Origin of the sequence: Streptomyces hyaluromycini, assembly GCF_002217755.1 — a bacterium.
GTDB lineage: Bacteria > Actinomycetota > Actinomycetes > Streptomycetales > Streptomycetaceae > Streptomyces > Streptomyces hyaluromycini.
In genome coordinates this window covers 366231-389708 of the sequence record NZ_BCFL01000016.1, presented here as the reverse complement: position 1 = coordinate 389708, position 23478 = coordinate 366231, and the positions used below count along the sequence as shown (strand labels likewise).

Annotated in this window: 24 protein-coding genes and 1 pseudogene; 13 read left to right on the top strand and 12 right to left on the bottom strand. The window is 70.9% G+C overall.

Annotation, left to right across the window (positions count from 1 at the left end; translation table 11 throughout):
* The first annotated feature begins 199 nt into the window (after positions 1–199).
* The 4 genes from SSP29_RS01820 (at position 200) to SSP29_RS01805 (ending at position 3497) form a co-directional block, all read left to right on the top strand.
* Complete coding sequence (locus SSP29_RS01820; RefSeq protein WP_089098663.1) at positions 200–703, top strand: ATP-binding protein; 504 nt, start codon at positions 200–202, stop codon at positions 701–703.
* Between the two features lie 150 nt (positions 704–853).
* Positions 854–1618 (top strand): polysaccharide deacetylase family protein, encoded by a 765-nt coding sequence (locus SSP29_RS01815; RefSeq protein ID WP_089098662.1) that lies wholly within the window; start codon positions 854–856, stop codon positions 1616–1618.
* On the top strand, positions 1618–2811 hold the full coding sequence (locus SSP29_RS01810) for a YncE family protein (protein WP_089098661.1): 1194 nt from the start codon (positions 1618–1620) through the stop codon (positions 2809–2811). The genes SSP29_RS01815 and SSP29_RS01810 overlap by 1 nt, the downstream gene beginning before the upstream one ends.
* 77 nt (positions 2812–2888) lie before the next feature.
* Positions 2889–3497 carry an ADP-ribosyltransferase gene (locus SSP29_RS01805; protein WP_089099761.1) on the top strand — a complete coding sequence of 203 codons (609 nt, stop codon included), beginning with the start codon at positions 2889–2891 and terminating at the stop codon, positions 3495–3497.
* Positions 3498–3514: 17 nt separating this feature from the next.
* Here the strand turns inward: SSP29_RS01805 and SSP29_RS01800 are convergent.
* Positions 3515–4149 (bottom strand): annotated as a pseudogene (locus SSP29_RS01800) (GNAT family N-acetyltransferase).
* A 62-nt stretch (positions 4150–4211) separates the two neighbouring features.
* Between SSP29_RS01800 and SSP29_RS01795 the strand changes: the two are divergent.
* Together SSP29_RS01795 and SSP29_RS01790 are read left to right on the top strand one after the other, a co-directional pair.
* A complete protein-coding gene (locus tag SSP29_RS01795) occupies positions 4212–5150 on the top strand; it encodes a helix-turn-helix domain-containing protein (protein ID WP_089098660.1) in 939 nt (312 codons plus the stop codon).
* A gap of 47 nt (positions 5151–5197) precedes the next feature.
* Entirely contained in the window at positions 5198–5410 is a 213-nt protein-coding gene (locus SSP29_RS01790; protein ID WP_089098659.1) for an EF-hand domain-containing protein, read from the top strand.
* 41 nt (positions 5411–5451) lie between these two features.
* On the opposite strand, the gene SSP29_RS01785 is transcribed toward SSP29_RS01790, so the two are convergent.
* Complete coding sequence (locus SSP29_RS01785; RefSeq protein WP_089099760.1) at positions 5452–6420, bottom strand: AraC family transcriptional regulator; 969 nt, start codon at positions 6418–6420, stop codon at positions 5452–5454.
* A 101-nt stretch (positions 6421–6521) separates the two neighbouring features.
* Here SSP29_RS01785 and SSP29_RS01780 point away from each other — a divergent pair, with 101 nt between their 5' ends.
* Together SSP29_RS01780 and SSP29_RS01775 are read left to right on the top strand one after the other, a co-directional pair.
* Positions 6522–7520, top strand: coding sequence for a zinc-dependent alcohol dehydrogenase family protein (locus SSP29_RS01780; RefSeq protein ID WP_089098658.1), 999 nt, complete (start codon positions 6522–6524; stop codon positions 7518–7520).
* 82 nt (positions 7521–7602) lie between these two features.
* On the top strand, positions 7603–8301 hold the full coding sequence (locus tag SSP29_RS01775) for an NADPH-dependent F420 reductase (RefSeq protein WP_089098657.1): 699 nt from the start codon (positions 7603–7605) through the stop codon (positions 8299–8301).
* 67 nt (positions 8302–8368) lie between these two features.
* Here SSP29_RS01775 and SSP29_RS01770 read toward each other — a convergent pair whose 3' ends face one another.
* Both SSP29_RS01770 and SSP29_RS01765 read right to left on the bottom strand, forming a co-directional pair.
* The gene (locus SSP29_RS01770; RefSeq protein WP_089098656.1) at positions 8369–8929 is read right to left on the bottom strand and encodes a glycoside hydrolase family 25 protein; all 561 of its coding nucleotides are present in this window, start codon (positions 8927–8929) and stop codon (positions 8369–8371) included.
* Positions 8930–9028: 99 nt separating this feature from the next.
* A complete protein-coding gene (locus tag SSP29_RS01765; protein WP_150133381.1) occupies positions 9029–10072 on the bottom strand; it encodes a phosphatidylinositol-specific phospholipase C domain-containing protein in 1044 nt (347 codons plus the stop codon).
* 133 nt (positions 10073–10205) lie between these two features.
* Here SSP29_RS01765 and SSP29_RS01760 point away from each other — a divergent pair, with 133 nt between their 5' ends.
* Complete coding sequence (locus tag SSP29_RS01760) at positions 10206–11132, top strand: PfkB family carbohydrate kinase (RefSeq protein ID WP_150133380.1); 927 nt, start codon at positions 10206–10208, stop codon at positions 11130–11132.
* Between the two features lie 53 nt (positions 11133–11185).
* Here SSP29_RS01760 and SSP29_RS01755 read toward each other — a convergent pair whose 3' ends face one another.
* From SSP29_RS01755 to SSP29_RS01730, 6 genes are read right to left on the bottom strand one after another with little or no spacing between them, the layout of a single operon-like run.
* A complete protein-coding gene (locus SSP29_RS01755; protein ID WP_089098655.1) occupies positions 11186–11542 on the bottom strand; it encodes a hypothetical protein in 357 nt (118 codons plus the stop codon).
* Positions 11542–12192, bottom strand: a complete 651-nt coding sequence (locus SSP29_RS01750) for a vWA domain-containing protein (RefSeq protein ID WP_089098654.1) — start codon at positions 12190–12192, stop codon at positions 11542–11544. The genes SSP29_RS01755 and SSP29_RS01750 overlap by 1 nt, the downstream gene beginning before the upstream one ends.
* A gap of 15 nt (positions 12193–12207) precedes the next feature.
* Positions 12208–13338, bottom strand: a complete 1131-nt coding sequence (locus tag SSP29_RS01745) for a hypothetical protein (protein ID WP_089098653.1) — start codon at positions 13336–13338, stop codon at positions 12208–12210.
* A complete protein-coding gene (locus tag SSP29_RS01740) occupies positions 13335–14558 on the bottom strand; it encodes a protein phosphatase 2C domain-containing protein (RefSeq protein WP_089098652.1) in 1224 nt (407 codons plus the stop codon). Before SSP29_RS01740 ends, SSP29_RS01745 begins: the two co-directional genes overlap by 4 nt.
* On the bottom strand, positions 14555–14986 hold the full coding sequence (locus tag SSP29_RS01735; RefSeq protein ID WP_089098651.1) for a hypothetical protein: 432 nt from the start codon (positions 14984–14986) through the stop codon (positions 14555–14557). Before SSP29_RS01735 ends, SSP29_RS01740 begins: the two co-directional genes overlap by 4 nt.
* A gap of 9 nt (positions 14987–14995) precedes the next feature.
* Positions 14996–15739 carry a hypothetical protein gene (locus SSP29_RS01730; protein ID WP_089098650.1) on the bottom strand — a complete coding sequence of 248 codons (744 nt, stop codon included), beginning with the start codon at positions 15737–15739 and terminating at the stop codon, positions 14996–14998.
* 170 nt (positions 15740–15909) lie between these two features.
* On the opposite strand from SSP29_RS01730, the gene SSP29_RS01725 reads away from it, so the two are divergent.
* From SSP29_RS01725 to SSP29_RS01715, 3 genes are all read left to right on the top strand, one after another.
* Complete coding sequence (locus SSP29_RS01725) at positions 15910–16644, top strand: Crp/Fnr family transcriptional regulator (protein ID WP_150133379.1); 735 nt, start codon at positions 15910–15912, stop codon at positions 16642–16644.
* An 81-nt stretch (positions 16645–16725) separates the two neighbouring features.
* Positions 16726–19155 (top strand): ATP-binding protein, encoded by a 2430-nt coding sequence (locus SSP29_RS01720; protein WP_089098648.1) that lies wholly within the window; start codon positions 16726–16728, stop codon positions 19153–19155.
* A gap of 34 nt (positions 19156–19189) precedes the next feature.
* Positions 19190–19411 (top strand): hypothetical protein, encoded by a 222-nt coding sequence (locus SSP29_RS01715; RefSeq protein ID WP_089098647.1) that lies wholly within the window; start codon positions 19190–19192, stop codon positions 19409–19411.
* 55 nt (positions 19412–19466) lie between these two features.
* Here the strand turns inward: SSP29_RS01715 and SSP29_RS01710 are convergent, their stop codons facing one another.
* The gene (locus SSP29_RS01710; protein ID WP_150133378.1) at positions 19467–20261 is read right to left on the bottom strand and encodes an FHA domain-containing protein; all 795 of its coding nucleotides are present in this window, start codon (positions 20259–20261) and stop codon (positions 19467–19469) included.
* Between the two features lie 157 nt (positions 20262–20418).
* Between SSP29_RS01710 and SSP29_RS01705 the strand changes: the two genes are divergently transcribed.
* Positions 20419–22047 carry a serine/threonine-protein kinase gene (locus tag SSP29_RS01705; protein WP_089098646.1) on the top strand — a complete coding sequence of 543 codons (1629 nt, stop codon included), beginning with the start codon at positions 20419–20421 and terminating at the stop codon, positions 22045–22047.
* Positions 22048–22070: 23 nt separating this feature from the next.
* Here the strand turns inward: SSP29_RS01705 and SSP29_RS01700 are convergent, their stop codons facing one another.
* The gene (locus SSP29_RS01700) at positions 22071–23438 is read right to left on the bottom strand and encodes an L-serine ammonia-lyase (protein ID WP_089098645.1); all 1368 of its coding nucleotides are present in this window, start codon (positions 23436–23438) and stop codon (positions 22071–22073) included.
* Positions 23439–23478 lie beyond the last annotated feature (40 nt).

The following is a 23478-nucleotide window of genomic DNA, read 5'->3' as shown; positions in this document are numbered from 1 at the left end:
AAGGCAACCCTAAGTCCGCCTTGTCGAGGGGGTCTGGCGATTGCCCGGAGATGGGGCGTCTTCGCAGGTCGGACCGACTGTTGAGGCTTCCGTAATGCCTTCGGCATATGCCATTAGCCCGGCATCGGACGGAAGTTTCCCGGGGGCTTATTCCTCGGGAACGGCCCCGGAGGGCACTCTGGGCGGCCATGATGGGGGCATGGCGGGGCTGGAGGGCATCGAACAGCCGCGGGGACACAGTCGTGCGGCCGCGGCGCGCTGGTCGCCTGCGGTCGAGGACGAGCGGGCACTCAAGGCGATCGAGCTGTTCGGCAATCCCGTGGACGCGGAGGTTCCGCTGCCGTCCCGCCCCGAGTCCGCGGCCACCGCCCGCCGGCTCGCGCAGGTCGTCGTTCTCCGCCAGTGGCGGCTCAGCCCCAAGATGACGGAGGACGCGGTTTTACTCGTCTCGGAACTGGTGGGCAACGCCGTACGGCACACGGGTGCCCGGGTGTTCGGCCTGCGGATGCGCCGCCGCCCCGGGTGGATCCGGGTGGAGGTGCGCGATCCGTCGCGGGGGCTGCCCTGTCTGATGCCGGTTCAGGAGACGGACATCAGCGGCCGCGGCCTGTTCCTGGTGGACAAACTGTCGGACCGGTGGGGCGTGGACCTGCTGCCCCGGGGCAAGACGACGTGGTTCGAGATGCGGGTCGCTGACCGATAGAGGCCAGGCGAAGCGCACCCCATAGGGGCGCGGGGCTGTATCGATGTGCGGCTGCCGCCGCGTGGGCGCGACCAGCCCCCACCGACCCGCAGCGTACAAACGCAACCCTTATCGGGTCAATAGCGCACTTTCTTACCAATCCCGCCTTAAATGGTGCAGGTGACCCCCACCCACCGACGCGACCTCCTCCGCGCAGGCGCCGCCCTCACCGCCGGAGGCACCTTTGTCACCGGTTGCGGCGCCACCGGTACGGCCACCGCAGCACCGCCCGCCACCACCCCCATGTCACCGTCACCGTCGGCCTCCCCGAACCGGCTCCCTTTCCAGGTCACCCACGGCCCCCGCGCCGTCGCCGCCGTCGCCCTCACCTTCCACGGCCAGGGCGACCCCGCCCTCGCCACCCGGCTCCTCACCACCGCCGAGCAGCACGGCGCCCACCTCACGGTCCTGGCCGTCGGCAGCTGGCTCGACGCGTACCCCGCCCTGGCCCGCCGCATCCTCGACGGCGGCCATGACCTGGGCAACCACACCCAGCGGCACATCTCCATCAACGCCATGGCGGAGGCGGACGCCCGCAAGGAGATCACCGCCTGCGCGGAGCGGCTCAAGCGGCTCACCGGATCGATCGGAAGCTGGTTCCGCCCCTCCCGGGCGCCCACCGCCTCGCCGCTCGTCGCCCGGCTCGCGGCCGAAGCCGGCTACCCGCACGTGCTGTCGTACGACGTCGACTCGCTCGACTACACCCGGCCCGGTGCGCCGGCCATCACCCGCAAGGTGCTCGCGGAGGTCACGGGCGGCTCGGTGGTGAGCATGCACTTCGGGTATCCGGACACGGTCGCCGCCCTCCCCGCCGTCCTCCAAGAACTGCACCGCCGTGGACTGCGCGCGGTCACCACCACGGAGCTGCTCAGCTGATGCGAACCACGAACGCCGCCCGTCTGCTGTCCGCCGGTGCCGTCCTCGCCGCCCTGGCGCTGCTGCCCGCGTGCAGCGGCGGATCCGAGAGCCCCGCGGCACCGGCCACCGGCACCACCGCGGCCGTGCAGCCGCCGGCGAAGAAGGCGGAGCAGGCCGTCGAAGGGCTGCAGGGCATGCCCCCGGTCCTCGACCCGAAGGACGTGTACGCCGCCGACCGCCCCGGCAACCTCTCACCCGTGGTCAAGGGGTTCCCGTCGCTGGTCTACGTCCCGAACACCAACTCCGACACGGTCTCGGTCATCGACCCCAAGACGTACAAGGTGATCGGGACCATCCGGGTCGGCCGGCAGCCGCAGCACGTCGTGCCGTCCTGGGACCTGAAGACCCTGTGGGTCAACAACGACCTGGGCAACAGCCTCACCCCCATCGACCCGAGGACCGGCCGGGCCGGCAAGCCGGTCGCCGTGCACGACCCGTACAACCTGTACTTCACGCCCAACGGCAGGTACGCCATCGTGATGGCGTCCAACGACCGTCAGCTGGTCTTCCGGGACGCGCACACCATGAAGACCGTCAAGGCAGTCCCGGTCGGCTGCTACGGCGTCAACCACGCCGACTTCTCCCTCGACGGCCGGTACTTCATCGTCTCCTGCGAGTTCAGCGGCGAACTGCTCAAGGTGGACACGGAGAAGATGGAGGTGCTTCGCCACGAGAAACTGCCGTTCCACGGCGCCATGCCGCAGGACGTCAAGGTCTCGCCGGACGGCAAGCGGTTCTACGTCGCCGACATGATGGCCGACGGGCTGTGGATCCTGAACGGCGACACCTTCGCCAAGCCGACCTTCCTGCACACCGGCAAGGGCGCCCACGGGCTCTACGTCAGCCGGGACTCGCGCTTGATGTACATCTCCAACCGGGGCGAGGGCACCATCTCCGTCTTCGACTTCGCCCGGAACCGGCTGACGGCGAAGTGGCGGCTGCCGGGCGGCGGCAGCCCCGACATGGGCGGGGTGTCGGCGGACGGCAAGGTGCTGTGGCTGTCCGGCCGGTACAACTCCGAGGTGTACGCCATCGACACGGGCACCGGCACCGAACTGGCCCGCATCCGCGTCGGCAGCGGCCCGCACGGCCTCGCCGTCTACCCGCAGCCGGGCCGGTACTCGCTCGGTCACACCGGCATCTTCCGCTGACCGCGGGCCGGTCGGACACGCCGCCGATCGAGTGACGATCCCCGGCACGCCGTCGTCGAACCGACATCGTGCTGCCCATGATCACCACTCGTCTGCGGCGGCGTGCCGCTGCCGCCGTCCTGTCCCTCGCCGCCGTCCTCGCGACCACGGCCGCCGTACCGTCGACCGCGGCGCCCGCCGTCTCCGCGAAGGCCGCCGCGCCCGCCTGTCCCCAGTTCGAGGACAAGATCAAGGCGGCCGCCGACCGCCGCGTCGACGTCGACCGCATCACCCCGACCCCCGTCTGGCGCACCACCTGCGGCACCCTCTACCGCAGCGACAGCCGGGCGCCCTCGGTCATCTTCGCGGAGGGCTTCCTGCCCAAGGACGTGGTGAACGGGCAGTACGACGTGGAGCAGTACGTCCTGGTCAACCAGCCGTCGCCGTACGTCTCCACGACCTACGACCACGACCTGTACAAGACCTGGTACAAGTCCGGCTACAACTACTACATCGACGCGCCCGGCGGCGTCGACGTCAACAAGACCATCGGTGACACCCACAAGTGGGCCGACCAGGTCGAGGTCGCCTTCCCCGGCGGGATCCTGCGCCAGTACGTCATCGGGGTCTGCCCGGTCGACAAGAAGACCAAGACCGAGATCATGGACGACTGCCAGGACAACCCGAACTACGTGCCCTGGCACTGAGGTTCAGGCCCTGAGGTTCAGGCCTTGAGGAGCAGCGCCTCGGCGCCGACCGGCACATAGCCGGCCGCCTGGAACGCCCGCATGCTGCGGGCGTTCCCCGGGGCGACCTGCGCCCACAGGGGCTCAGTGGCGAGGTGCCGGGCGGCGGTGACGAGGGCCCTGCCCAGCCCCCGCTGCCGTACCCCTCGTCCACCTCCGCGGAGACCTCAAGGCGTCCCGCGACCCCTCGGCCGAGCGTCACCACCCCGCCCGCCACGGCCCAGGCGCGCACCTCGTCCCGGCGGGCCCGGGCGTAGGCGACCCGGGAGTGGTCGGGTCCGGTGAGCTCGGTCAGGGCGAGGTCGGGGCGGCCGGGCAGCGGGCCGGCCACCAGCAGCGCGTCGATCGTCTCCTGTTCACGGCCCGTGCGGTCCATCAGGGCGGTCAGGAAACGCGAGTTCATCGACGCGGCCAGCGCGTCGCTGGGGGTCGCGCGCAGGGTGTCGTACACCCACTCCGGGTCCTCGTCGACGAAGACGACCGAGTGGGCGGTGAAGGAGAGGACCCCGGCGTCCCGCGGGGACGGCTGCGGTACGACCGTCGTACGGCCGTCGGGCGGCGGGAAGACGCCACGGGCCGCCGCGTCCAGAATGTCCCGCAGGGTCTCTGCCACCGTGCTCCTCGACTCCTCGACTCCTTGAGTCTCCACCCACTGGAAGGCCCACACTCACACACATGATCGACGACGGCACCGGACTTTTCACCATCGGCGAGCTGGCGAAGGCCACCGGGCTGACCGTGCGCACCATCCGCTACTGGTCCGACGAGGGCGTGCTCACCCCGGTGACCCGGTCGCCGGGCGGCTACCGGCTGTACGACGCCGAGTCCTTCGCCCGCCTGGAGCTGATCCGCACCCTGCGCGAGCTGGGGCTCGGCCTCGGGCATGTGCGGGCGGTGCTCTCCGGCGAGCAGACCGTGTCCGAGGTCGCGGCCGCGCACGTGGCGGCGCTGGACGCGCAGATCCTCCCCCAGAGGGGGGACCCCCAGCTGAAGGTGACCCGTGCGGTGCTGTCGACGGTGGCGCGACGCGGTTCGAGTGCGGAGGAGATGACCCTGATGAACAAGCTGGCACGGCTGTCGGCAGCCGAACGGAAACGGATCACGGAGGAGTTCGTGGCGGAGCTGTTCCACGGGCTCGACGCCGTGGACCCGGACATCGAGGAGCGGATGCGCTCCATCGCGGTGGACCTGCCGGAGGAGCCCACCCCCGAGCAGGTGGACGCCTGGGTGGAGCTGGCGGAGATGGTCCAGAACCCGGAGTTCCGGGCGGAGATGCGGAAAGTCTTCGAGTTCAACGTGTCGGACCAGGACCGCAGTGCCGTCCGCGGGCGGTCCACGTGGTTTCCCATGCGGCTGGTGCAGCTGGGCGCGGAGGCCCGTGAGCGCGGCATCGCCCCAGAGTCGCCGGAGGCGGAGGCGGAGGCGATCGTGTGGGAGGTACTGGGGGGCGGCGACCTGACCGTCGTACTCGAACGCATGGAGTCGGCCTCCAGCGACCGGCTCGCCCGGTACCGGGAGTTGCTGTCCACGCTGAAGGGCGGGAGCCCCGCGGCCGCCCACCGTGAGGAGTTCGCCTGGGTGGTCGCCGCACTGCGTGCTCGCGCGGCCGGTTAATCTGACCTCCGTCAACAGGCAGTAAAGCGTACGAAGGGGCGGATCCGGTGGCGGACATCGAGGAAGCACGCAAGCAGTTCGAGCGGATCGATACGGACGGTGACGGCGTCATCACCGCGGCCGAGTTCAAGACCGCCCTGGCGCAGGGGGGCGACTGGAACGTGACCGACACGGTCGCGGAGGCCATCATCAAGACCCGGGACCTCAACGGTGACAAGGTCCTGTCGTTCGACGAGTTCTGGGCCTACCTGAGCAAGTAGGCGCCAGGAGTGCAGGGGGCCCGGATCACGGGCCCCCTTTCTCATGCCCGGGGGCCCGACGCGGATGCGGCGGCGGAGCCGTTCGTGGGGCGGTCGGTGGATCTGCGGTACTGGCCCGGTGCCGTGCCGTACTCCCGCTTGAAGGCCTTGGCGAAGGCGAACTCCGACGTGTAGCCGGTGCGTTCGGCGATCTGGCGCAGGGTGAGGGTGTCGTCGCGCAGGAGCCGGCCCGCCGTGGTCATGCGCCACCAGGTGAGATAGCCGAGCGGGGGTTCGCCGACCAGGGCGGTGAAACGGCGGGCGAAGGCCGCGCGGGACAGGCCGCCGGCGGCGCCGAGTTCCCCGACCGTCCAGGGGTGGGCCGGGTCGCCGTGGATCGCGCGCAGGGCCGCCGCCACCGCGGGGTCGGCGAGCGCGCCCGCCCAGCCGCCGTCCCGGCCGGCCTCGCGTTCGTCCTCCCACCAGGCGCGCAGGATGTACAGCAGCAGGGTGTCGAGCAGCGAGGTGACGATCGCGTCCGTACCCGGCTCCCGGTCCTCCAACTCCATCCCGATCAGTTCCACGGCCGCACGCAGCGAGCGATGGCGGCCGACCCGGGCGGGGATGTGCACGATCTCGGGGAGCTCGGCGAGCAGCCGGTGGGAGCGGGTGCGGTCGAGGCGGTAGGTGCCGCACAGGGTGACCGTGTCGGGGCAGCCCGGCGGTGTCTCCCTGACGGGGAGCGGGGTCCAGGTGCCGTCCGGCAGCAGCCGTACCTCCTCCAGGGGCACGCCGGGACCGCTGGAGAGTGCGTGTCGTCCGCCGTGGGCGAGGAACACCACGTCACCCGGGGCCAGCCGGACCGGCTCGCCCTGCTCCGGGACGAGCCAGGCCGTGCCCCGCAGCACCACATGGAATCCGGCCTCGTCCGCCGCCGCGAACCGCACGCCCCACGGCGCGTACTTGTCGCGGCGCGCGGAGTGCGGCCGGCCGGTGCGCATCGCGGCCACCGCGTCACTGAGAACGTCCATGACGCCAACGTACGGGAGGGCGACGGCCGGAAGACGTACGGACAGGAAAGCGAGCCGGGCGGACATGGAGCGTCTTGATCGTGCCGCCTAGCGTCGACGGCATGACAACGACAACATCCGCACGGACAGTGCTTTTCCATGAACTCGGCGGCCCGGATGTGCTGACCGTCGAAGACGTCGAGCTTCCCGCGCCCGGGCCCGGTGAGGTGCTCGTCCGGGTCGAGGCGCTCGGGCTCAACCGGGCCGAGGCGATGTTCCGCTCCGGGATCTACTACTACCGGCCGGACCTGCCGGGCTCCCGCAACGGCTACGAGGCCGCGGGCGTGGTCGAGACGGCCGGCGCCGGGGTCACGGACTTCGCGCCGGGCGACCTCGTGCTGACGGCCGCCAACTTCAACCTCAGTGCCCACGGGGTGTACGGCGACCGGGTACTGCTGCCCGAGAGCGCGGTGGTGTCACGCCCCGCCGGGCTGGACGCGGTGACGGCGGCGGCCGTGTGGCTCACGTACACGACGGCCTACGGCGCGCTCGTCCGGCGGGCCGGGATGGCGGCCGGGGACCAGGTGCTGATCACGGGCGCGTCGAGCGGGGCCGGTACCGCCGCGATCCAGGTCGCCCGGCGGGCCGGGGCGGTACCGATCGCCACCACCCGCACCGCCGACAAGCGGCGGCGGCTGCTCGACCTGGGCGCGGAGCACGTCATCGTCAGCGACCGGGAGGACGTGGTCGCCGAGGCCCGGCGGCTGACCGGCGGGCGGGGTGTGGACGTCGTCCTGGACGCGGTCGGCGGTGCGTTCTTCCGCGAGCTCGGCGGGGCCGTGGTCCGCGATGGTCGGATGATCAGCTACGGCTGGCTGTCGGAAGGGCCGATCGAGCTGCCCCGGGCCTGGCCGCTGACCGTCCACGGCTACAACAACTTCGTCGTGACCGGCACCGCGGACGAGCGCCGCCGTGCCGCCCACTACATCGGCTCCGGGCTGGCCGACGGATCGCTGCGGCCGGTGGTGGGCGAGGTCTTCGACGGCCTGGACCGCATCCGGGACGCGCACCGACTGATGGAGTCCAACACCCACACCGGCAAGATCGTCGTACGGATCTGAGGGCCGGAACCGGGGCCTCACCCGGTTGGCTCAACGGCGGAATAGGCCATGCACGGCCGAGGTTGTTGCCGCACAGCAGTGTATGCATGCAGGTGCATGGACTCTCGAAAGGCCTGTCATGAAGATCGGCATCATCGGCGCGGGCAACATCGGCGGCAACCTCACCCGGCGGCTGACCGCCCTCGGTCACGACGTGTCCGTGGCGAACTCGCGGGGCCCCGAGACGCTCGCCGAACTGGCCGGGGAGACGGGAGCGACGGCGGTACGGGCCGACGAGGCCGCGCGCGGCGCGGAGGTCGTGGTCGTCACGGTCCCGGTGAAGGCGGTCCCGAACCTGCCGTCCGGCCTCCTGGACGGCGCCGCGGAGAACGTCGCCGTGATCGACACCGGCAACTACTACCCGCGGGAGCGGGACGGCCGGATCGCCGGTATCGAGGACGAGGGCATCGCCGAGAGCCGCTGGACCGAGCGGCAGATCGGCCACCCCGTGATCAAGGCCTTCAACGGCACCTTCGCCCAGGACATCCTGGACCGCCACCTCCCCGCGGGGGACCCCGACCGCCAGGCCGTCCCGGTCTCCGGCGACGACGAGGCGGCCAAGCGGGTCGTCCGCGCCCTGATCGACGAACTCGGCTTCGACACGGTCGACAACGGCGGCATGGACGACTCCTGGCGCCAGCAGCCGGGCACCCCGGTCTACGGCCTGCGGGCGGATGCCGAGGGCGTCCGGAAGGCCCTGGCGGAGGCGTCCCCGGAGCGTCCGGAGGGCTTCCGCGGCTGACGGCACGCCCGGATCGATTCGCCGGCCCGGGCCGCCCTGATCCGCCCGAGGCGCCTGAGGGAGGGGCTCAGTCCTCCTTCGACGCCCAGGCCTTGAGGGCGGACTTGTCGGCGAAGTCGGCGACGTCCTTGTCGTGCGGGTCGCTGGTGTACTGGTGGAAACGCCAGTCGGCCTCGATGCGGGGGTGGCCGGCGCTGACGTAGTCGGCGATCCACAGGCCGTCGCCCGCGTACGAGGTCGTATCGACTGTGAGCCAGTAGTTGCGATTCGTATAGAGAATCACCTGATGGTTCGGCCGCAGTTCCTTCACCCTGCGGATGAAGGAGTCCTTCTCGGCGTTGCTCGCGTGGGTGCCGTCGCCGGTGGTCTCCCAGTCGACGGCGAGGATCTCGCCCGCCTTCTCGGGGGCGTGCTGGACGAAGTACTCGGCCTGGGCGGTGAGGTTGCCGGGCCAGAGGAAGTGGTAGAAGCCGACGACCAGTCCGGCGTCGCGTCCGGTCTTGGTCTGGGCGGCGAGTTTGGGGTTCACGTACGAATGCCCCTCCGTCGCCTTGATGAAGACGAAGGAGAGGCCGTCCGTGTCGTAGCCGGAGGACTGGTACGCGCTCACGTCGATTCCGTGCAGCATGGGGGAACTCCCTGGGTGCCAGTGGGGTGACACGAGTTGCAACTGCGTATGTCGTATTCCCCGCCGCGCCGTGAGGGATCCGCGTGGGCGCGTGAATTGTCAGTTCCGGGCCGCCACCTCGCTGAGCACGGCCGCCGACTTCGTCGACCAGTCGGAGGTGATGATGCTGGCATGGTCGGCGGCGAGCAGCGCCAGCCGGGCCGCGACCTCGGCGTCGGTCGGCGCGGTCGAGGAGATCGCCGGTGAGACGTTGTAGGCGTCCGTCATGATCAGGATGTAGTGGTTCGCGGAGTAGAACGACGTGTCGTAGCCGTTGTTCACGTACGTCGCCGCGTCCCCGTCGAAGAACACGAACCAGGGCTGGATCGAGGCGTCGTACCTGCTGGTCCGGGGATCCCCGTTCGCGGCGCCCAGTACGGCCGGGAAGGCCTCGGCCTGGGAGATGTTCCCGGCCGCGTACAGGTCCCGCAGGTGGTCCCCGTACTCCTGGTCCGTCCAGTAGTGGTCGAACGGGTTGGCCTCCTCCACCGTGCCGGGGATCAGCTCGAAGATGAACTTGCCCTTGAGCTGGTCACGGGTGGGCCAGGCGTTGGCCTTCGCGGCGGCGTCGAGTGTGGAGTACGACGAGCCGAGCAGGTCGGCCGGCTTGTAGACGCTGCTGCCCAGCTTCTGCGAGACGAGCGTGTCGAACGCGGTGGGCCCGAGGCCGATGGTCTGGTTGAACCCGACCTTCATCTCGACCTTGACGACGACGGGCGCGTGGTCCGGGTGCAGTTGCTCCCAGGCCGCCATGTTGTCGAGGCAGCTGCCGAGGTCCTGGCTGGTGGCCTGGCTGTACAGCTTGCTGGGGGTGTTGGCGTATTCGCAGTTGTTGTCGTCGCCCCACGGGTTGCTGTGGCTGACCCGCCACCGCTTGGTGATGCTGTCGACGTAGACGTCCAGTTCGAGCAGCGAGGCGCCGGAGTCCAGGGCCTGCGCCCAGTAGGTGTACTTGCTCTTGTCGTACGCGTTGTGCGTGCCGATGCTGGTGGTCTCGGAGAACTTCGCCGCGTTCAGGCCGGTGTCCGCGTGTGCGGCGGAGCCCGCCATCACGAACAGGGCCCCGGCACCCACGACCGCCGCCAGCCGTCTCAGTACACGCATGACCCAACTCCCTTGGGTTGATGGTGAGTTGGCCGCAGCGTAGAAGCAATCGGTTACTGATCGGTAGCCCCTGGGGGAACATCCGCCTCCGGAACTCGCTCAGGACCCAGGAGGCCGCACGTACGCTGGGCGCATGCCGAGGCCGGAGGAGGCGCTGGTGGCGATGGGGCCGGTGGCGGGGCGGCGGCCCGAGGGCCTGTTCGTGGGGCTGTGCACCCTGGACGTCATCCAGCTGGTGGACCATGTACCGGGGCCGGACGAGAAGCTGACGGCCCGTGACCAGGTGGCCGCCGCGGGCGGTCCGGCCACCGGCGCGGCGGTGGCCTTCGGCCGTCTGGGCGGCCTGCCCCGGCTGCTCACGGGCCTCGGCTCGCATCCGCTGGCACTGGGCGTCCGGGCGGACCTCGACGCGCTCGGCGTACGCGTCATGGACCTGGCCGCCGAGCGCATGGACCCGCCCGCGGTGTCCTCGGTCCTGGTGACCGAGTCGACCGGAGAACGTGCGGTCGCCTCGACCAACGCGACCGGGCACCGGCTGCGGGCCCCGGCCGGCCTGGAGGAGCTGGTGGTGTCGTGCGACATCGCCGAGTTCGACGGGCATCACATGGACCTGGCCGTCGAGGTGGCGCACGCCGCCCGCTCGGCCGGCCGCCGCACCGTCCTCGACGCGGGCAGCTGGAAGGACGGCACGGAGAGGCTGCTGCCGTCGACCGACGTCGCCGTGTGCTCGGCGGACTTCCGCCCGCCCGGTACCGCCACGCCCGCCGAGACCCTGGAGTTCCTCCAGGACCACGGGGTGACCTGGGCGGCGGTCACCGCCGGCGGGGCGCCGATCCTGTGGGCGGGCCCCGGCGGCGGTGGCCTCGTCGGCGTTCCCGAAACCCGTGTGGTGGACACGCTGGGCGCGGGTGACGTGCTGCACGGTGCCCTCGCCCATCACCTGAGCGGGCACGACCGCATCGACGGGCCGGCCTTCGCGGAAGCCCTGGCGCGGGCCGCGGCGGTGGCCTCCCGCGCGTGCGCCTCGTTCGGCACGCGCGCGTGGCTGACCGCGGACTGACCGGCGACGTGCCCCACATCCCCCTGCGACAGGAACGGGCCACGGCCGGTCACTCACCCCGCTTCACCGACGTCGTCATGAACCACGACGCGGAACTCGACCTGCGGACGGTGAGCGTCAGCACTGGGCGTGGGGGCGGCCGTGGGGGTAGGCGTGGGCAGGTAGGTGGGTGAGGCCGGAGGGGAACGGTGGGGCGGCGGCACCTCGGGGGCGCGGGAGCGGGCGTGGGTCGGGGGCGGGGTCGTCGCCGGGTGCGAGCCGCCGCCGCTCCCGTTCCCCGCGGAGTCGCGGAGATTGCCCGTCGCCTCGACCGCGGCGCCGCAGACGAGCAACGCCACGGCCAGTGCGGTCAGTCCGACGGAGGCGCGCAGTGACCGGGACGCCGTGGAACGCGAGTCGACGACCGTCATCAGTCCACGTACTCCTGGGCGACCTGGACGTACTCGAAGCCCTTGACGTCGGTGGCGATCTGCATCTGACCGGTCTTCGACGAGGCGATCAGGGTGTTGAGCAGTCCGGTGATCGCCCCGCTCAGCGCCGACTCGGTGTCCGAACCGTCGGCGATGAACAGCGCCTTGGTCGCCACCTGTTCCAGCACGTCGCGTTTCGCGCCGCCGAAGCCATAGGCGATCACGTGCGGGTGGCGCGGCCAGTCCCTGTCCACCAGCTCACGGAAGGGGTTCTGCCAGTTCGCGTCGGTCGGACCGCCGTCGGTCAGGAAGAAAACAGTCGGTCGCAGCACGCTGAAGTTCTGCATCCTCAGGTTGTCGACATCCTGTTCGATGCACTCCCGCACCCGGTCGAAGGTCTTGCCGTACTCCGTGCGCCCGCCGCAGAGCACCTCGGGCATGGCCGGTACCTGCTCCATGTCCGACATCGGGATCACCACGTGCACGTCGGTGGAGAAGGCGACCACGCAGACCCGGGCGAACTCCGAGACGCGGGGATTCGTCGCCAGGTTGTAGTGCAGACGGGAGAGGGTCGCGTTGAGCACCGCCTCGTGCGGCTTCATCGACGTGGACGCGTCGATCACCACGTAGGTGGGTAGGCAGAGTGACATTTTCGCACCTCGGAGCTAGTGGTTGGCGGCGATGACGAAGAGCAGGATCAGGGCTATGACGAGCACGACAACCCACCCGTCGTGCGAGAAGGGCTCGGGCTTCTTCCCGTCGGGCGTTGTCGGGGGCTCCGGCTCGGGTTTCTCCACGGCCGTGGCGGTGACGGCGGGGGGCGGCGGGGGCAGCTCGGTGCGCGTCGGACGTGGCACGGTCCTGAGATAGGGCCCGCCGTTCAGAGCCTGGTTCAGCTGGGCGGCCGAGGGCCGTCGCTCGCGGTCGGTCGCGAGCAGCATGTCGAGCAGTACTTCGGAGGCGGCCGGCTGGTTCTCCCAGGGGGACGCGGCGACGGTGTGGAAGGCGCGCGCGTCACGTTGGCCCGTCATGCATTTGGCGACGAGCAGTGCGAGCCGGTAGCGGTCGGTGTACCCGTCCGCGTCGGTGCCCGGCGGCGTGAGCGGGTCGGCCCAGTTCGGCTGGTGGATGTCAGGCATCTTCTTGGGCTGGCAGCCGTCGACGTCGATGAGGTAGACGGAACGCCGGTCCGGGCTCCAGAAGGCGTTGGAGAACGACCAGTCCGAGTAGACCAGGCCCAGGCTCTCCAGGATCGCGGCGAGTTCCGTCAGCTGGCGACAGGCGGCCAGCCTGCCCGCGAGGCCGAGGGGAGGCAGGCCGACGCCCCGGTTCGAGTCGTCGGACTTCGCCAGCCAGTCGATCTCCACGAAGCGGCGCTCGCCGAACGTGCCGCGCCGCAGCTCGGCACGGTACTGCTCGGGTGCCATCGGGATCACACAGCCGACAGCCGGGTTGCCGGGCTCGTGGATCCGGGCCGCGGGCCAGCAGGTCCCGGCGTACAGGACCGCACGATCCGCCTCCGGCAGCGTGCCCGGAGCCGAGATCAGCAGGTCGAGCCGTTGAGCGTCCTCCGGGTGCTGGTCCGGGCGGTAGAGCTTGGCCAGCCAGCCCGGATGGTTCGTCAGCGGCTTCACGGCGACGGCCTGGCCGTTGTGTTCGGAGATCGGCTCGGCCATCGGTCCGAGATCGCTGACGCTCACGGTCCGTGGCAACATCCAGCCCCGCGGATCGGCCGCCCGGCCGTCGCCGTCGCCGGCATTGTCATCGGCGCCGTCGATGAGACGGGGTTCTGTCATGCCCGGTCACCGTTCCAGACCACCACGGCGGTGCGGTCGTCGAGGCACTGCGGTGCGTCGAAGCCGACGTCGGCGGTGAACCGCGTGGCCGGGACCGGCGAGCGCCAGGCGTTCGCGAAGTACTCGTTGACGTTGCCCGCCGGGTCCGCCCACGCGTCGCCGATCCCGTCCGTGACCAGGGCCAGGGCGGCGTCGGGAGCCAGCGTGACGTAGTGGTCCCTGGCCAGTTGCGGCGTGTCCGGCAGTCGCCCGGCGACCTCGTTCGAGACCACCGCGGCCGTGCGGTCCTTGGCATCGCCGGCGGAGATCCGCCACAGCGGGACGCGCGGATCGAGTGTCCAGGCCGAACTGTCGCCGAGCCACGCGACCCAGGCCTCCGCGACGCCGTTCGCGTCCGGCTCGGCGAGCACCGCGGTGATCAGCACGGTGGCCATGTGCGAGGTGCCGACACCGCGTCCGGCCGCTTGTGCGGCGACCGATTCCGCGATCCGCCCGTACAGCTCCTTGGCATCGAGCCCGCCGAAGCCCACTGTCTCGATCTGCTCGCGCAGCAGGGTGACGGCCTGGCTGGAGGCCGTGGTGGCCCCGGCGTCGGACCAGGCCGCGCTGGACAGGCCGTCGGCCACGGCCACGATCGCGTACCGGCTGTCCCGGCTTCGCCCGATCCGGTAGGAGTCCTGCCGCGGCTCGGCGGGCAGGTCGCAGCGGTGACCGGGCCCGATGACGGAGGCCGCGCGGATGGCGAAGGCACCGACCGTGGCCTCGTCGGCGGCGATCCCGTTCTGTGCCGTGCGCTCCGGCAGCAGCCAGGGGTAGCCCTGGGCACGGGCGCCGTCGCCGAAGCGCGGAACGCTCAGATCGGTCGGCCGCTCGCGCAGGAACGGCCGGGCCCTCGGGGGCTGGTGCTGCGGGGGCTGGGGCTGGTGCTGCGGCGCCGCCGGTCCGGTGACGTAGCGGCAGATCGGAACCGTCGTAGGGGGCTGGGGTTCCTGTGCGAGCCGATCACGCTGCCGGGCGAGCGTCGCGGCGGACTCGGACCCCAGCACGGCCGCCGCGCCGACGACACCCACTGCCGCGAGGGCGAACACATCCACCAGCAGGCCGTACCGCCGATGCTCCGTGCCGACCTCGACGAAGGCCCCGATGACGACGGCCACCAGCAGTACCGCCCGCACCCGTCCGTCCATCAGGTCGTCCCGCCGGCTGTCGCCCCGGCTCACGGCCGTTCCTCCGCATCGCGGGAATCGGAATCGCGGGAATTCGGCCCGGAGGCAAAGTGCTGATTACCGTGCTGCACCGCGAATACCTCACCTGAATCGGTGGCGGAATTGACCTGGATCACGATGTCCGGCCTTTCTGGGATGCGCAGCGAAGCCAGGGCCATGACGTCCTGGGCGAGATCCGGGTTCCGGTCGAGCAGCTGGGACAGGGCCTCGGTCCAGTACTCCACCGCCCCGGCGTCGACCGCTCCCCTCGTGGCGGTCGACGGCCGGTTCAGCGCGACGGACAGCTCGTTGCGACGGCTGCCGCGTGCCTGGGCGAGGACGCCGCTCATCAGCCTCTTCGCCTCCTGCCAGAGATCCGTGCCCATGGCGGAGACCAGAGCGGTGGCGCCTCTCGCGGCCAGCTCGGTGAGTTCCTCGTTCATCGGCGGGTGTCAGCCTCGGTCGTTGTGGCGGATGTACTGGTGGCCCCGCTGGACGGCGAAGACCGTGCCGTTTCCCGTGGCCTCGACGAGCTGCTCCGCGGTCCGCGCCTCGGGTTCCGCAGGCCGTTCGCCGGAGCCGGGATCCCGGCCGGGATCGACGCGTGGCCCGACGGGGCTGCCGGGGTACCAGAGCCAGGCCCGCGCGGCGTACTCCTTGACCCGGACGTCGGCCGAGGTGAAGGCATCGGCTTCGAGCCCGTCGTAGCCGTGCCCGACCGTCTCCTCGTAGAAGTGGTGCGAGAGGATCGCGGCCACCGGGGTGCCGCCGGTACCGGCCAGGGTCGCGTGCCGCAGCGGGGCCGAGTCGAGCAGCCGGGCCAGCGCCTCGAAGGGGGCGCCGGAGACGGTGTGCTCCGGATCGAACAGGAGCTCCCCCGCGTGCACCGCGACCCGCACCCGCAGCCGGGTGTCCGGGCCGGCGTGCCGGTTGTGCTCGCGGATCCGTGAACTCAGCTCCGGGAGCAGTGGGAACAGCAGCCTGGCCTTGGGCAACGCGGCCGGGGCGACGAGCCGGCAGCCGTCGCCGGTGTCGACGTACCCGAAGTCCCGCAGGTCCAGGTCCGCGCCGGCGAGGGCGCCCGACAGCGCGGACCGCAGAACACTGCGGATCTCCTGCAGCGGCTGCTGGCCGCGCCCCGCGGAGCCCGCGATGTCGCAGGCCAGCAGGGCTCGGTATTCATACCTCGGATTCACAATCCCTCCGCGATCACGACGAGGTCCGGCAATTCGAAGATCGATTTGCCGGACCGGTTATCCGGTGCCGACCAGATGATTGACGAGACCGTAGAGGAGGGGTCCTCGGGTAGAACGGCTACTAATACGGCTTGTGCGGTTTCGGCCGAACGAGGAGAGAGGTGTGGCCGATGAACAACACACGGGTTCGCGGGGCCGCGGTCTACTGGCCGCCCGCCGGGCTGCTCGGCCAGGTCGACGAGGCCGACCGCGCGATCCTGCTGGGACTCGGCCACCGCGTGGTCTACCCGGCCGGTCAGATCACCATCCGCGAGGCCGACACCTCGGTCTTCGCGCTGCTCCTGCTCGGCGGCACGGTGAAGGTCACCGCGCACGCGCAGGACGGCCGTGAGGCGCTGCTGGCCGTGCGGATGGCCGGGGACCTGGTCGGGGAGCTCGCCGGGATCGACGGTCAGCCGCGCATCGGCACCGTGACCGCCTGCGGCAGGGTGCTGGCCCGCTACATCCTGCGCTCCGAACTACTGGAGTGCACGAACCGGCACCCCGCCATAGGACGCGCACTCAGCGCGAGCGTGGTGGCCAAGCTGCGCACGGCGACCGGCCGGATCGTCGACTTCACCGGCTGCGACGTGCTCGGGCGGCTGGCCAGGATCCTGCACCACCTGGCCGTCACCTACGGGCGTCCCGGCCGGAACGAAGCCCAACTCCCGCTTTCGCAGCCGGAGATGGCCACCCTGGTCGGCGCGGCCGAGTCGTCGATCCACAAGGCCCTGCGGGCGTTGCGGGAGTCGGGCGCGGTCGTGACCGGCTACCGCAGGATCACGATCCTCGACCTGGATCACCTCGCCCGGATCGCCGTCGCGGCCGGGTCCGCCGGATCGCCGGCGATCTCGCCGAACACGTAATAACGCCGGGTTCGCACGACGGATCGGCGCCAGCCTGACCGAGTGCCGGGACCCGGGCGTTGGAGAGGACGGGGGAAGCAGATGTCAGAGAACAACGGTGCTCCGGAGGATTCCGGGCGGATCCGGGCCGGCGACGTGTCCGGAACGATGGTCATAGGCAGCCACAACACCGTGAGCAGTCTGAGGATCACCGCCGAGTCCGGTTCGACCATCACCGTGCACGGGGGACGGCTGCCGGATCCGGTCAGGCGTCAGCCGATATCCCAGCTGCCGCGGTCCGCCGCCGAGCCGCTGATCGGACGGGCGCGGGATGTGCACCTACTGCGACAGGCGATCGACGCACGGCAGTTGGTGCAGGTCTGGGGCGCGTCAGGGGTCGGCAAGAGTGCGCTGCTGCGCCACCTCGCGTGCGAGATGCCGCGCGGACCCGAAGGCGTGGCCTATGTCGAGGCCGGCGGACGTACGGCTGATGACATCGCTCAGGCGATTTTCGACATCAGCTTCGACGCGCCGAACTACAAGCCTTCGTCGGAGGTGCTGAAGGAGCATCTGAAGACCCTGCGGCTGCGGATCTACCTGGACGACGCGGGACTCGACGAGAAGGACCTGCGCCGACTCCTCGACATGGCCGGGCAGTCCACGTTCGTCTTCACCTCGCAGCAGCGGTCCGCGGTCGACGGTGTGCACGCGATCCGCCTCGAAGGGCTGACGGCCTCGGCGGCGGCGGAACTGGTGGAGGCGCTGCTCTCCCGCGAGTTGCGGCCCGACGAGGCGCCGATCGTGGAAGCGCTGTGCGACGCGGTGGACGGCAACCCGCTCCGGCTGCGGCGCATCGCCCTGTCGGCCGCGACCGGCAAGGGCCTGCCGGGCATCGCCGATCTCCCCGAACTGCTTCCCGCGCTGCTGAACAGGCTCCGGCCGCAGGAGCGCGACCTGCTGTACCTGCTCGGTTCGCTGTCCGGCGCCGAGTTGGCCGCCCGGCATCTCAATGATCTGCTCGGCCTGCCGGACACCGACGCGCTCGCCGGCGGTCTGGTGCGACACGGCCTGCTGCTCGCCTCGGAGACCGGCTACAGCTGTCCGCCGGACGTCGCCGAGTGCGTGCTGACCATGCGGAGGACCGTCTTCCCCGCCGATCGGCTCTGCCGGACGCTCACCGCGTGGGTCGAGGCCGGGGACACCACTCCGGACGACGTCGCGGCACACTTCCAGGCCCTGGACGTCGCGGTGCTGCGAGCGGAGAAGACCGGACACGCGCAGCTGGGCGCGGCGCTGGCCCGTGCCGCCTCGCCGAAACTCGCACTGTCCCGGCAGTTCGACGCGTGGGGCAGCCTGCTCGGTGTCGGCTGGGCAGCGGCGAAGAGCGCGGGGGACGAGGAGGCTGAGGAGTACTTCCTGCGCGAGGCGCGCACCCGCCGGAAGGCGATCGGGCGGGTCGCGCAGACGACGGCCCTGGTGCTGGAGGCGGAGGTGCTGTGGCACGAACTCACCGCCCTGCACGCGCACTCGGCGGCCCACCAGGTCGCCGGCGCGGCGTCGGCCACCGCCCCGCCGATTGCCACACCGCCGGTCCCCGCACCGCTGGTCCACCCGGTCGCTCCGGCGCACGGCGCGGTCCACACGCAGGCCATCGCCCACTCGACCGTCTCCACGTCCACCGCTTCTGCTCCGGCGCACGTGGCGAGGCCGGTGGTCGACCTCTCCCACGCCTCCGCGCGGTCGCACGTCGCCGTCAACACGGCCGGCGCACACTCGGCCGCACCCGTTCCTCAGCGGATCGACCTCTCGCCGGCGCACTCTTCCGTCACCTCGTCGACGCCCGCTGGGAGCACCACGACGACCGCGGCGAGTACAGGCCACACGGGGGTCGCCGCCGGTGCGACAGTCGTCAAGAGCGGAGTATCGGGACTGGCCCTCGCCTGCACGCTCGGCCTCGCGGCCGTGCTGGGCGTGGGTGTCATGGTCTCCGCGAACGATCAGCCGAATCCGTCTCCGGCCGCCACCTCGAACCCCTTCAGTACGCCAAGCCCGATCGACGACACCTCCGACGACACCTCCGACGACACCTCCGGCGGTACCTCCGACGGCACCTCGCCCGGTGTCGATCCCGTGTGCGCGACCGTGATCCCCGAACTGTCGTCGGAGACCCAGCAGTTCAACACCGACGCGGCCATCGCGTCCGACGCGGTCGACTCGTACAACAGCGACATGGACGCCTACAACGCGGGCGAGACATCCTCCGCTCCCGACGACAGCACGTTGCTCTCGGAGGTCGGCGCCGTCATCAGCGACCTGGACTCCGTCGAGTCCACGCTGCAGGGGGCCGTCTCGCAAGCTCAGGACAGCTCGGTGGAGTCGGATCTCAACGCCATGCTGACCGCCACTCAGCAGATCCGGAGTCAGTACCAGTCGTACGAGAACGATCCGGGAGCTTCCGACGTCGACACGTCGAGCGAGGCCTCGGCGATGAACTCGGCGTCGGACAGCCTGCAGACCGACTGCGGCGCCTGACCTCCCCTGAGACCCACCGAAAGAAAGGCAGGCCATGCCCACGGAATCCGCACACGGCGACATCCAGACCGGGGACGTCTCCGGCACCTTCATCGTCGGAGACAACAACCGCGTGACGAACACGACGCGTCACCCTGAACGGCCGCAGCCGCAGCAGCAGATCTCGGCGGAGGACCAGGCAGCCGTCTTCGCGGTCGGGCACGGCACCATGAACGTCACCTACAACGCCGGAGCCGAGCCCGAGGCAGAACGCTGAGAAACGCCGCGTGCCCCGGCCGACGACCGGCCGGGGCACGCAGCCTGCGATCCGCTCAGTCCCTGGCGGCCAGCAACTCCAGGTCCTGAGCACTCAGCGTCGCCGTCTTCAGCAGTTCTCTGATCAGGTTGACGCTGAGTGTCGAGCCGACAGGTTCGCCGACCTCGTCGCGCAGCAGTCCGCGCACGCCCCGGCGGTGCAGCCGTTCGCGCACGTCCTCGACCGTGTTCGCGACCGACTTGTAGGTCCAGGACTTCGTCGCGTAAGGGGAGGCGTTGACCAGACGGGCGGTGTCCTCCCAGGCCAGCGGGAGCGGGAAGGCGTCGTGGCCCTCTAGGTAGCGCCGGGCGAGCGCGGTGAGCACCAGCCGCTCCTGCGGGGAGAGTTCGTAGACCGTCTCGGGATCCACGGTCTCCGCACCGCTGGTGGAGCGGGGGTGCCGGTCGTCCTCGTCCACGACGCGTACCTCCACCAGGTGGGAACGCCGCTTTGACGAGTTGATCACCAGCGGGGTGTACCCGGACTCGATGAGCCGCTTGTGGCCGGTGAGCATCAGCACGCCGTCGGGCAGTTCGACCGGCAGATTGCCGGTGTTGAGCAGCCACCAGTCGCCGTCCGTGCCCGTGCAGGTGAACACGCCGTGCCGACGGCTGACGGTCGGGTCGTCGACACCGACCGGGACATGCACGTCCTCGCGGTCGCGCCCGAACAGCAGCGTGTACCTGCGCGGCGGCACCGCATACCCGCCCTCCGGACCCAGGACGAAGATCGTCCCCGGCGGCGCCGCGGGCACCCTGTCGGAGGGACTGCCCGGCGGCAGCATCTGGGGTGGGAAGTTTCCGTACGCCATATCGCCTACCTCCGGCTCGGATCGCGTCAGTGTATGAGCGCACCCCGAGGACCGGTCCTCCCGCACCTGGGGCATGGCCGCTGTCAACTCGCGTTGCAGGGCCCTGACTTGTTGGATAGCCTGCCCGCCGTGAGCGCGAGCGGCCGGGGAACTGCTGATGGTGGATAGCACGATCGCCGAACCGCTCGGCCCGGACGATCCGCAGGAGATCGGCAGCTTCACCATCATCGGCCTGCTCGGCGTCGGAGGCATGGGCGAGGTCTACCTCGGGGCGTCCGACAAGGGCTATGCCGCCGTCAAGCGCGTCCGGCCGCGGTTGGTCTCCAGCGAGCGCTTCGAACGCGAGGTCGGCATCCTCTACCGGGTGCCGTCCGGGGTCGGGCCGCGGGTGCTGGCGAGCGACGGTACGGCGGAACGTCCCTGGTTCGCCGCCGAGTACGTACCCGGACTCACCGTGGACGAGGCGGTCCGGCTGCGCGGTCCGCTGCCCGCCGAGGCGCTGTGGCTGCTGCTGGCCGAGGCGGCCGGCCAACTGTCGGACGTGCACGCGTGCGGGATCGCGCACCGCGACGTCAAGCCCGGCAACGTCATGCTGGTGCGGGACGGCGTGAAACTCATCGACTTCGGCATCGCGCGCGCCGCGGACCAGGCGAGGCTCACCAAGAGCGGTGGCAGCTACGGAACGCAGGGATTCTCGGCACCGGAACAGCAGGCCGGGGACGAGGACGTGGGCGCGCCCGCGGATGTCTACTCGCTCGGGGCACTCCTGCTCTTCGCGGCTTCGGGGCGCACGCCCGGCGTCGTCGCCGACGTCGAGCCGCTGCGTGCCGTGGACGCCGGCCTCGCCGCTGTCGTCGAGTCCTGTCTCGCGGCCGGCCCCGGAGCCCGCCCCACCGCCGGCGAGGTGACGGAGGCGGCCCGCGCGCGCCTGCCCGTTCCGCCGCCCTCCTGGCCTTCGGAGGTCATGTCCCGCATCGCCTCGCGACGTGCCTTCGCCGCGACGCCCGTCGGCAAGCTGGACACCGTCCCGCCGCCGGACCCGGACGCGGAACCGGCGCCCGGGACCGTGCCTCCGTCCGCGGTGTTACCTCGCCCCTCACGCAAACGCCTGCTGCTGCTCTCGACCGCCGCAGTGATCGCCCTCGGCGCCGTCGCGGCGTTCGTACTCACCCCGTCCGATTCCCCGCGGCACGGCGCTGCGCAGCCGTCCGGCAGCGCGTCGGCCAGTATCGAGTCCGCGGCCGGGACGGCACACACCTCCTCCGCGAGCCCGAGCCGTTCGGCGTCGCCCACCGCCAGGTCCGCGCGCGCGACCCCGGACGTCCCGGCCGGCACGCACACGGCCGCCCCGCCGAGCGCGGCCGGCGGGAGTTCGCCCTCCGGCACCGTCGCGACCACCGCGTCCTCCGCACCCGCCGAACACCTCACCTCGTCGTCGATGAGCGGTGTCAACGGCAGCGACGACCCGGCACAGGTCAAGGGCTCCGAGGCGGACACCTCCTGGTTCGGCAACGACGCCGCTTGCTCCGCCTGGCTGGACGACAACGGCTCCGGCGAACTCGCAGGGGTGCTCAACACCTCCCTGAACCAGAGCTGCGGCGCCGAGCTCTACCGCAGCGACGGCATCGCGTACACGTTCCAGGCCAACTGGGGTGCTGCCAAGACGAGTTTCATCTCCGACGTCGGCCACACGATGTGGATCTGCGTCTGGAACGCGAGCGACCGATCCGACGAACAGTGCTCCGCACGTTTCGGCATGAACGGCGGCACCCCCGTCAAGCAATGAGGCAGAAGGCACGGCACGGCCTGTCAGCACTCGATGATGTTCACCGCCAGCCCGCCCCGGGCCGTCTCCTTGTACTTGACGCTCATGTCGGCGCCGGTGTCCTTCATGGTCTTGATGACCTTGTCCAGGGACACCTTGTGGGAGCCGTCGCCGCGCATGGCCATGCGGGCCGCGGTGACCGCCTTGACCGCGGCCATGCCGTTGCGCTCGATGCACGGGATCTGGACCAGGCCGCCGACCGGGTCGCAGGTGAGGCCGAGGTTGTGCTCCATGCCGATCTCGGCCGCGTTCTCGACCTGTTCCGGGGAGCCGCCGAGGACCTCGGCCAGCGCGCCCGCCGCCATCGAGCAGGCCGAGCCGACCTCGCCCTGGCAGCCGACCTCGGCGCCGGAGATGGACGCGTTCTCCTTGAAAAGCATGCCGATCGCGCCGGCGGCGAGGAGGAAGCGGACGACTCCGTCCTCGTCGGCGCCGGGGACGAAGTTGATGTAGTAGTGCAGGACGGCGGGGATGATGCCGGCCGCGCCGTTCGTGGGCGCGGTCACGACCCGGCCGCCGGCCGCGTTCTCCTCGTTCACGGCCATCGCGTAGAGCGTGATCCACTCCATCGCGTGCGCCAGCGGGTCGCCCTCGGCGCGCAGCTGGCGGGCGGTCACGGCGGCCCTCCGCTTCACCCGGAGCCCGCCCGGCAGGATGCCCTCACGGGACATGCCGCGGGACACGCACGCCCCCATCACCCGCCAGATGTCCAGCAGGCCCTCGCGGATCTCCGCCTCGGTGCGCCAGGCCCGCTCGTTCTCCAGCATCAGCGCGGAGATCGACAGACCCGTGTCCTTCGTCAGGCGCAGCAGCTCGTCGCCCGTGCGGAAGGGGTACTTCAGGACCGTGTCGTCCAGCACGATGCGGTCCGCGCCGACCGCGTCCTCGTCGACGACGAACCCGCCGCCCACCGAGTAGTACGTCTTGGAGAGCAGTTCGACGCCCTGCGCGTCGTACGCCCAGACGGTCATGCCGTTCGCGTGGTACGGGAGCGCCTTGCGGCGGTGGAGTTTCAGGTCGTTGTCGAAGGAGAACGCGATCTCGTGCTCGCCGAGGAGTGACAGGCGCTTCGTGGCCTTGATCGCCTCGATGCGGTCGTCCGCCGTCTCCACGTCCACCGTGCGCGGCGAGGCGCCCTCCAGGCCGAGCAGCACCGCCTTCGGGGTGCCGTGGCCGTGGCCGGTCGCGCCCAGGGAGCCGTACAGCTCGCAGCGTATCGAGGCGACGGACTCCAGCAGCCCCTCGTTGCGCAGCCGGCGGGCGAACATACGGGCCGCGCGCATCGGCCCGACGGTGTGGGAGCTCGACGGGCCGATGCCGATCGAGAACAGGTCGAAGACCGAGATGGCCACGGGAACTCCTCCAAAGAGGGTGGGGGCACACGTCGTCGGA

Bases quoted from the DNA above. Each gene is read 5' to 3' on its own strand.
- SSP29_RS01755 (WP_089098655.1), bottom strand. From the start codon at position 11,542: ATGACGGTCGTCGACTCGCGTTCCACGGCGTCCCGGTCACTGCGCGCC.
- SSP29_RS01815 (WP_089098662.1), top strand. From the start codon at position 854: ATGGTGCAGGTGACCCCCACCCACCGACGCGACCTCCTCCGCGCAGGC.
- SSP29_RS01765 (WP_150133381.1), bottom strand. From the start codon at position 10,072: ATGCGTGTACTGAGACGGCTGGCGGCGGTCGTGGGTGCCGGGGCCCTG.
- SSP29_RS01795 (WP_089098660.1), top strand. From the start codon at position 4,212: ATGATCGACGACGGCACCGGACTTTTCACCATCGGCGAGCTGGCGAAG.
- SSP29_RS01710 (WP_150133378.1), bottom strand. From the start codon at position 20,261: ATGGCGTACGGAAACTTCCCACCCCAGATGCTGCCGCCGGGCAGTCCC.
- SSP29_RS01780 (WP_089098658.1), top strand. From the start codon at position 6,522: ATGACAACGACAACATCCGCACGGACAGTGCTTTTCCATGAACTCGGC.
- SSP29_RS01820 (WP_089098663.1), top strand. From the start codon at position 200: ATGGCGGGGCTGGAGGGCATCGAACAGCCGCGGGGACACAGTCGTGCG.
- SSP29_RS01775 (WP_089098657.1), top strand. From the start codon at position 7,603: ATGCATGCAGGTGCATGGACTCTCGAAAGGCCTGTCATGAAGATCGGC.
- SSP29_RS01715 (WP_089098647.1), top strand. From the start codon at position 19,190: ATGCCCACGGAATCCGCACACGGCGACATCCAGACCGGGGACGTCTCC.
- SSP29_RS01785 (WP_089099760.1), bottom strand. From the start codon at position 6,420: ATGGACGTTCTCAGTGACGCGGTGGCCGCGATGCGCACCGGCCGGCCG.
- SSP29_RS01750 (WP_089098654.1), bottom strand. From the start codon at position 12,192: ATGTCACTCTGCCTACCCACCTACGTGGTGATCGACGCGTCCACGTCG.
- SSP29_RS01705 (WP_089098646.1), top strand. From the start codon at position 20,419: ATGGTGGATAGCACGATCGCCGAACCGCTCGGCCCGGACGATCCGCAG.
- SSP29_RS01810 (WP_089098661.1), top strand. From the start codon at position 1,618: ATGCGAACCACGAACGCCGCCCGTCTGCTGTCCGCCGGTGCCGTCCTC.
- SSP29_RS01805 (WP_089099761.1), top strand. From the start codon at position 2,889: ATGATCACCACTCGTCTGCGGCGGCGTGCCGCTGCCGCCGTCCTGTCC.
- SSP29_RS01760 (WP_150133380.1), top strand. From the start codon at position 10,206: ATGCCGAGGCCGGAGGAGGCGCTGGTGGCGATGGGGCCGGTGGCGGGG.
- SSP29_RS01725 (WP_150133379.1), top strand. From the start codon at position 15,910: ATGAACAACACACGGGTTCGCGGGGCCGCGGTCTACTGGCCGCCCGCC.
- SSP29_RS01720 (WP_089098648.1), top strand. From the start codon at position 16,726: ATGTCAGAGAACAACGGTGCTCCGGAGGATTCCGGGCGGATCCGGGCC.
- SSP29_RS01735 (WP_089098651.1), bottom strand. From the start codon at position 14,986: ATGAACGAGGAACTCACCGAGCTGGCCGCGAGAGGCGCCACCGCTCTG.
- SSP29_RS01745 (WP_089098653.1), bottom strand. From the start codon at position 13,338: ATGACAGAACCCCGTCTCATCGACGGCGCCGATGACAATGCCGGCGAC.
- SSP29_RS01770 (WP_089098656.1), bottom strand. From the start codon at position 8,929: ATGCTGCACGGAATCGACGTGAGCGCGTACCAGTCCTCCGGCTACGAC.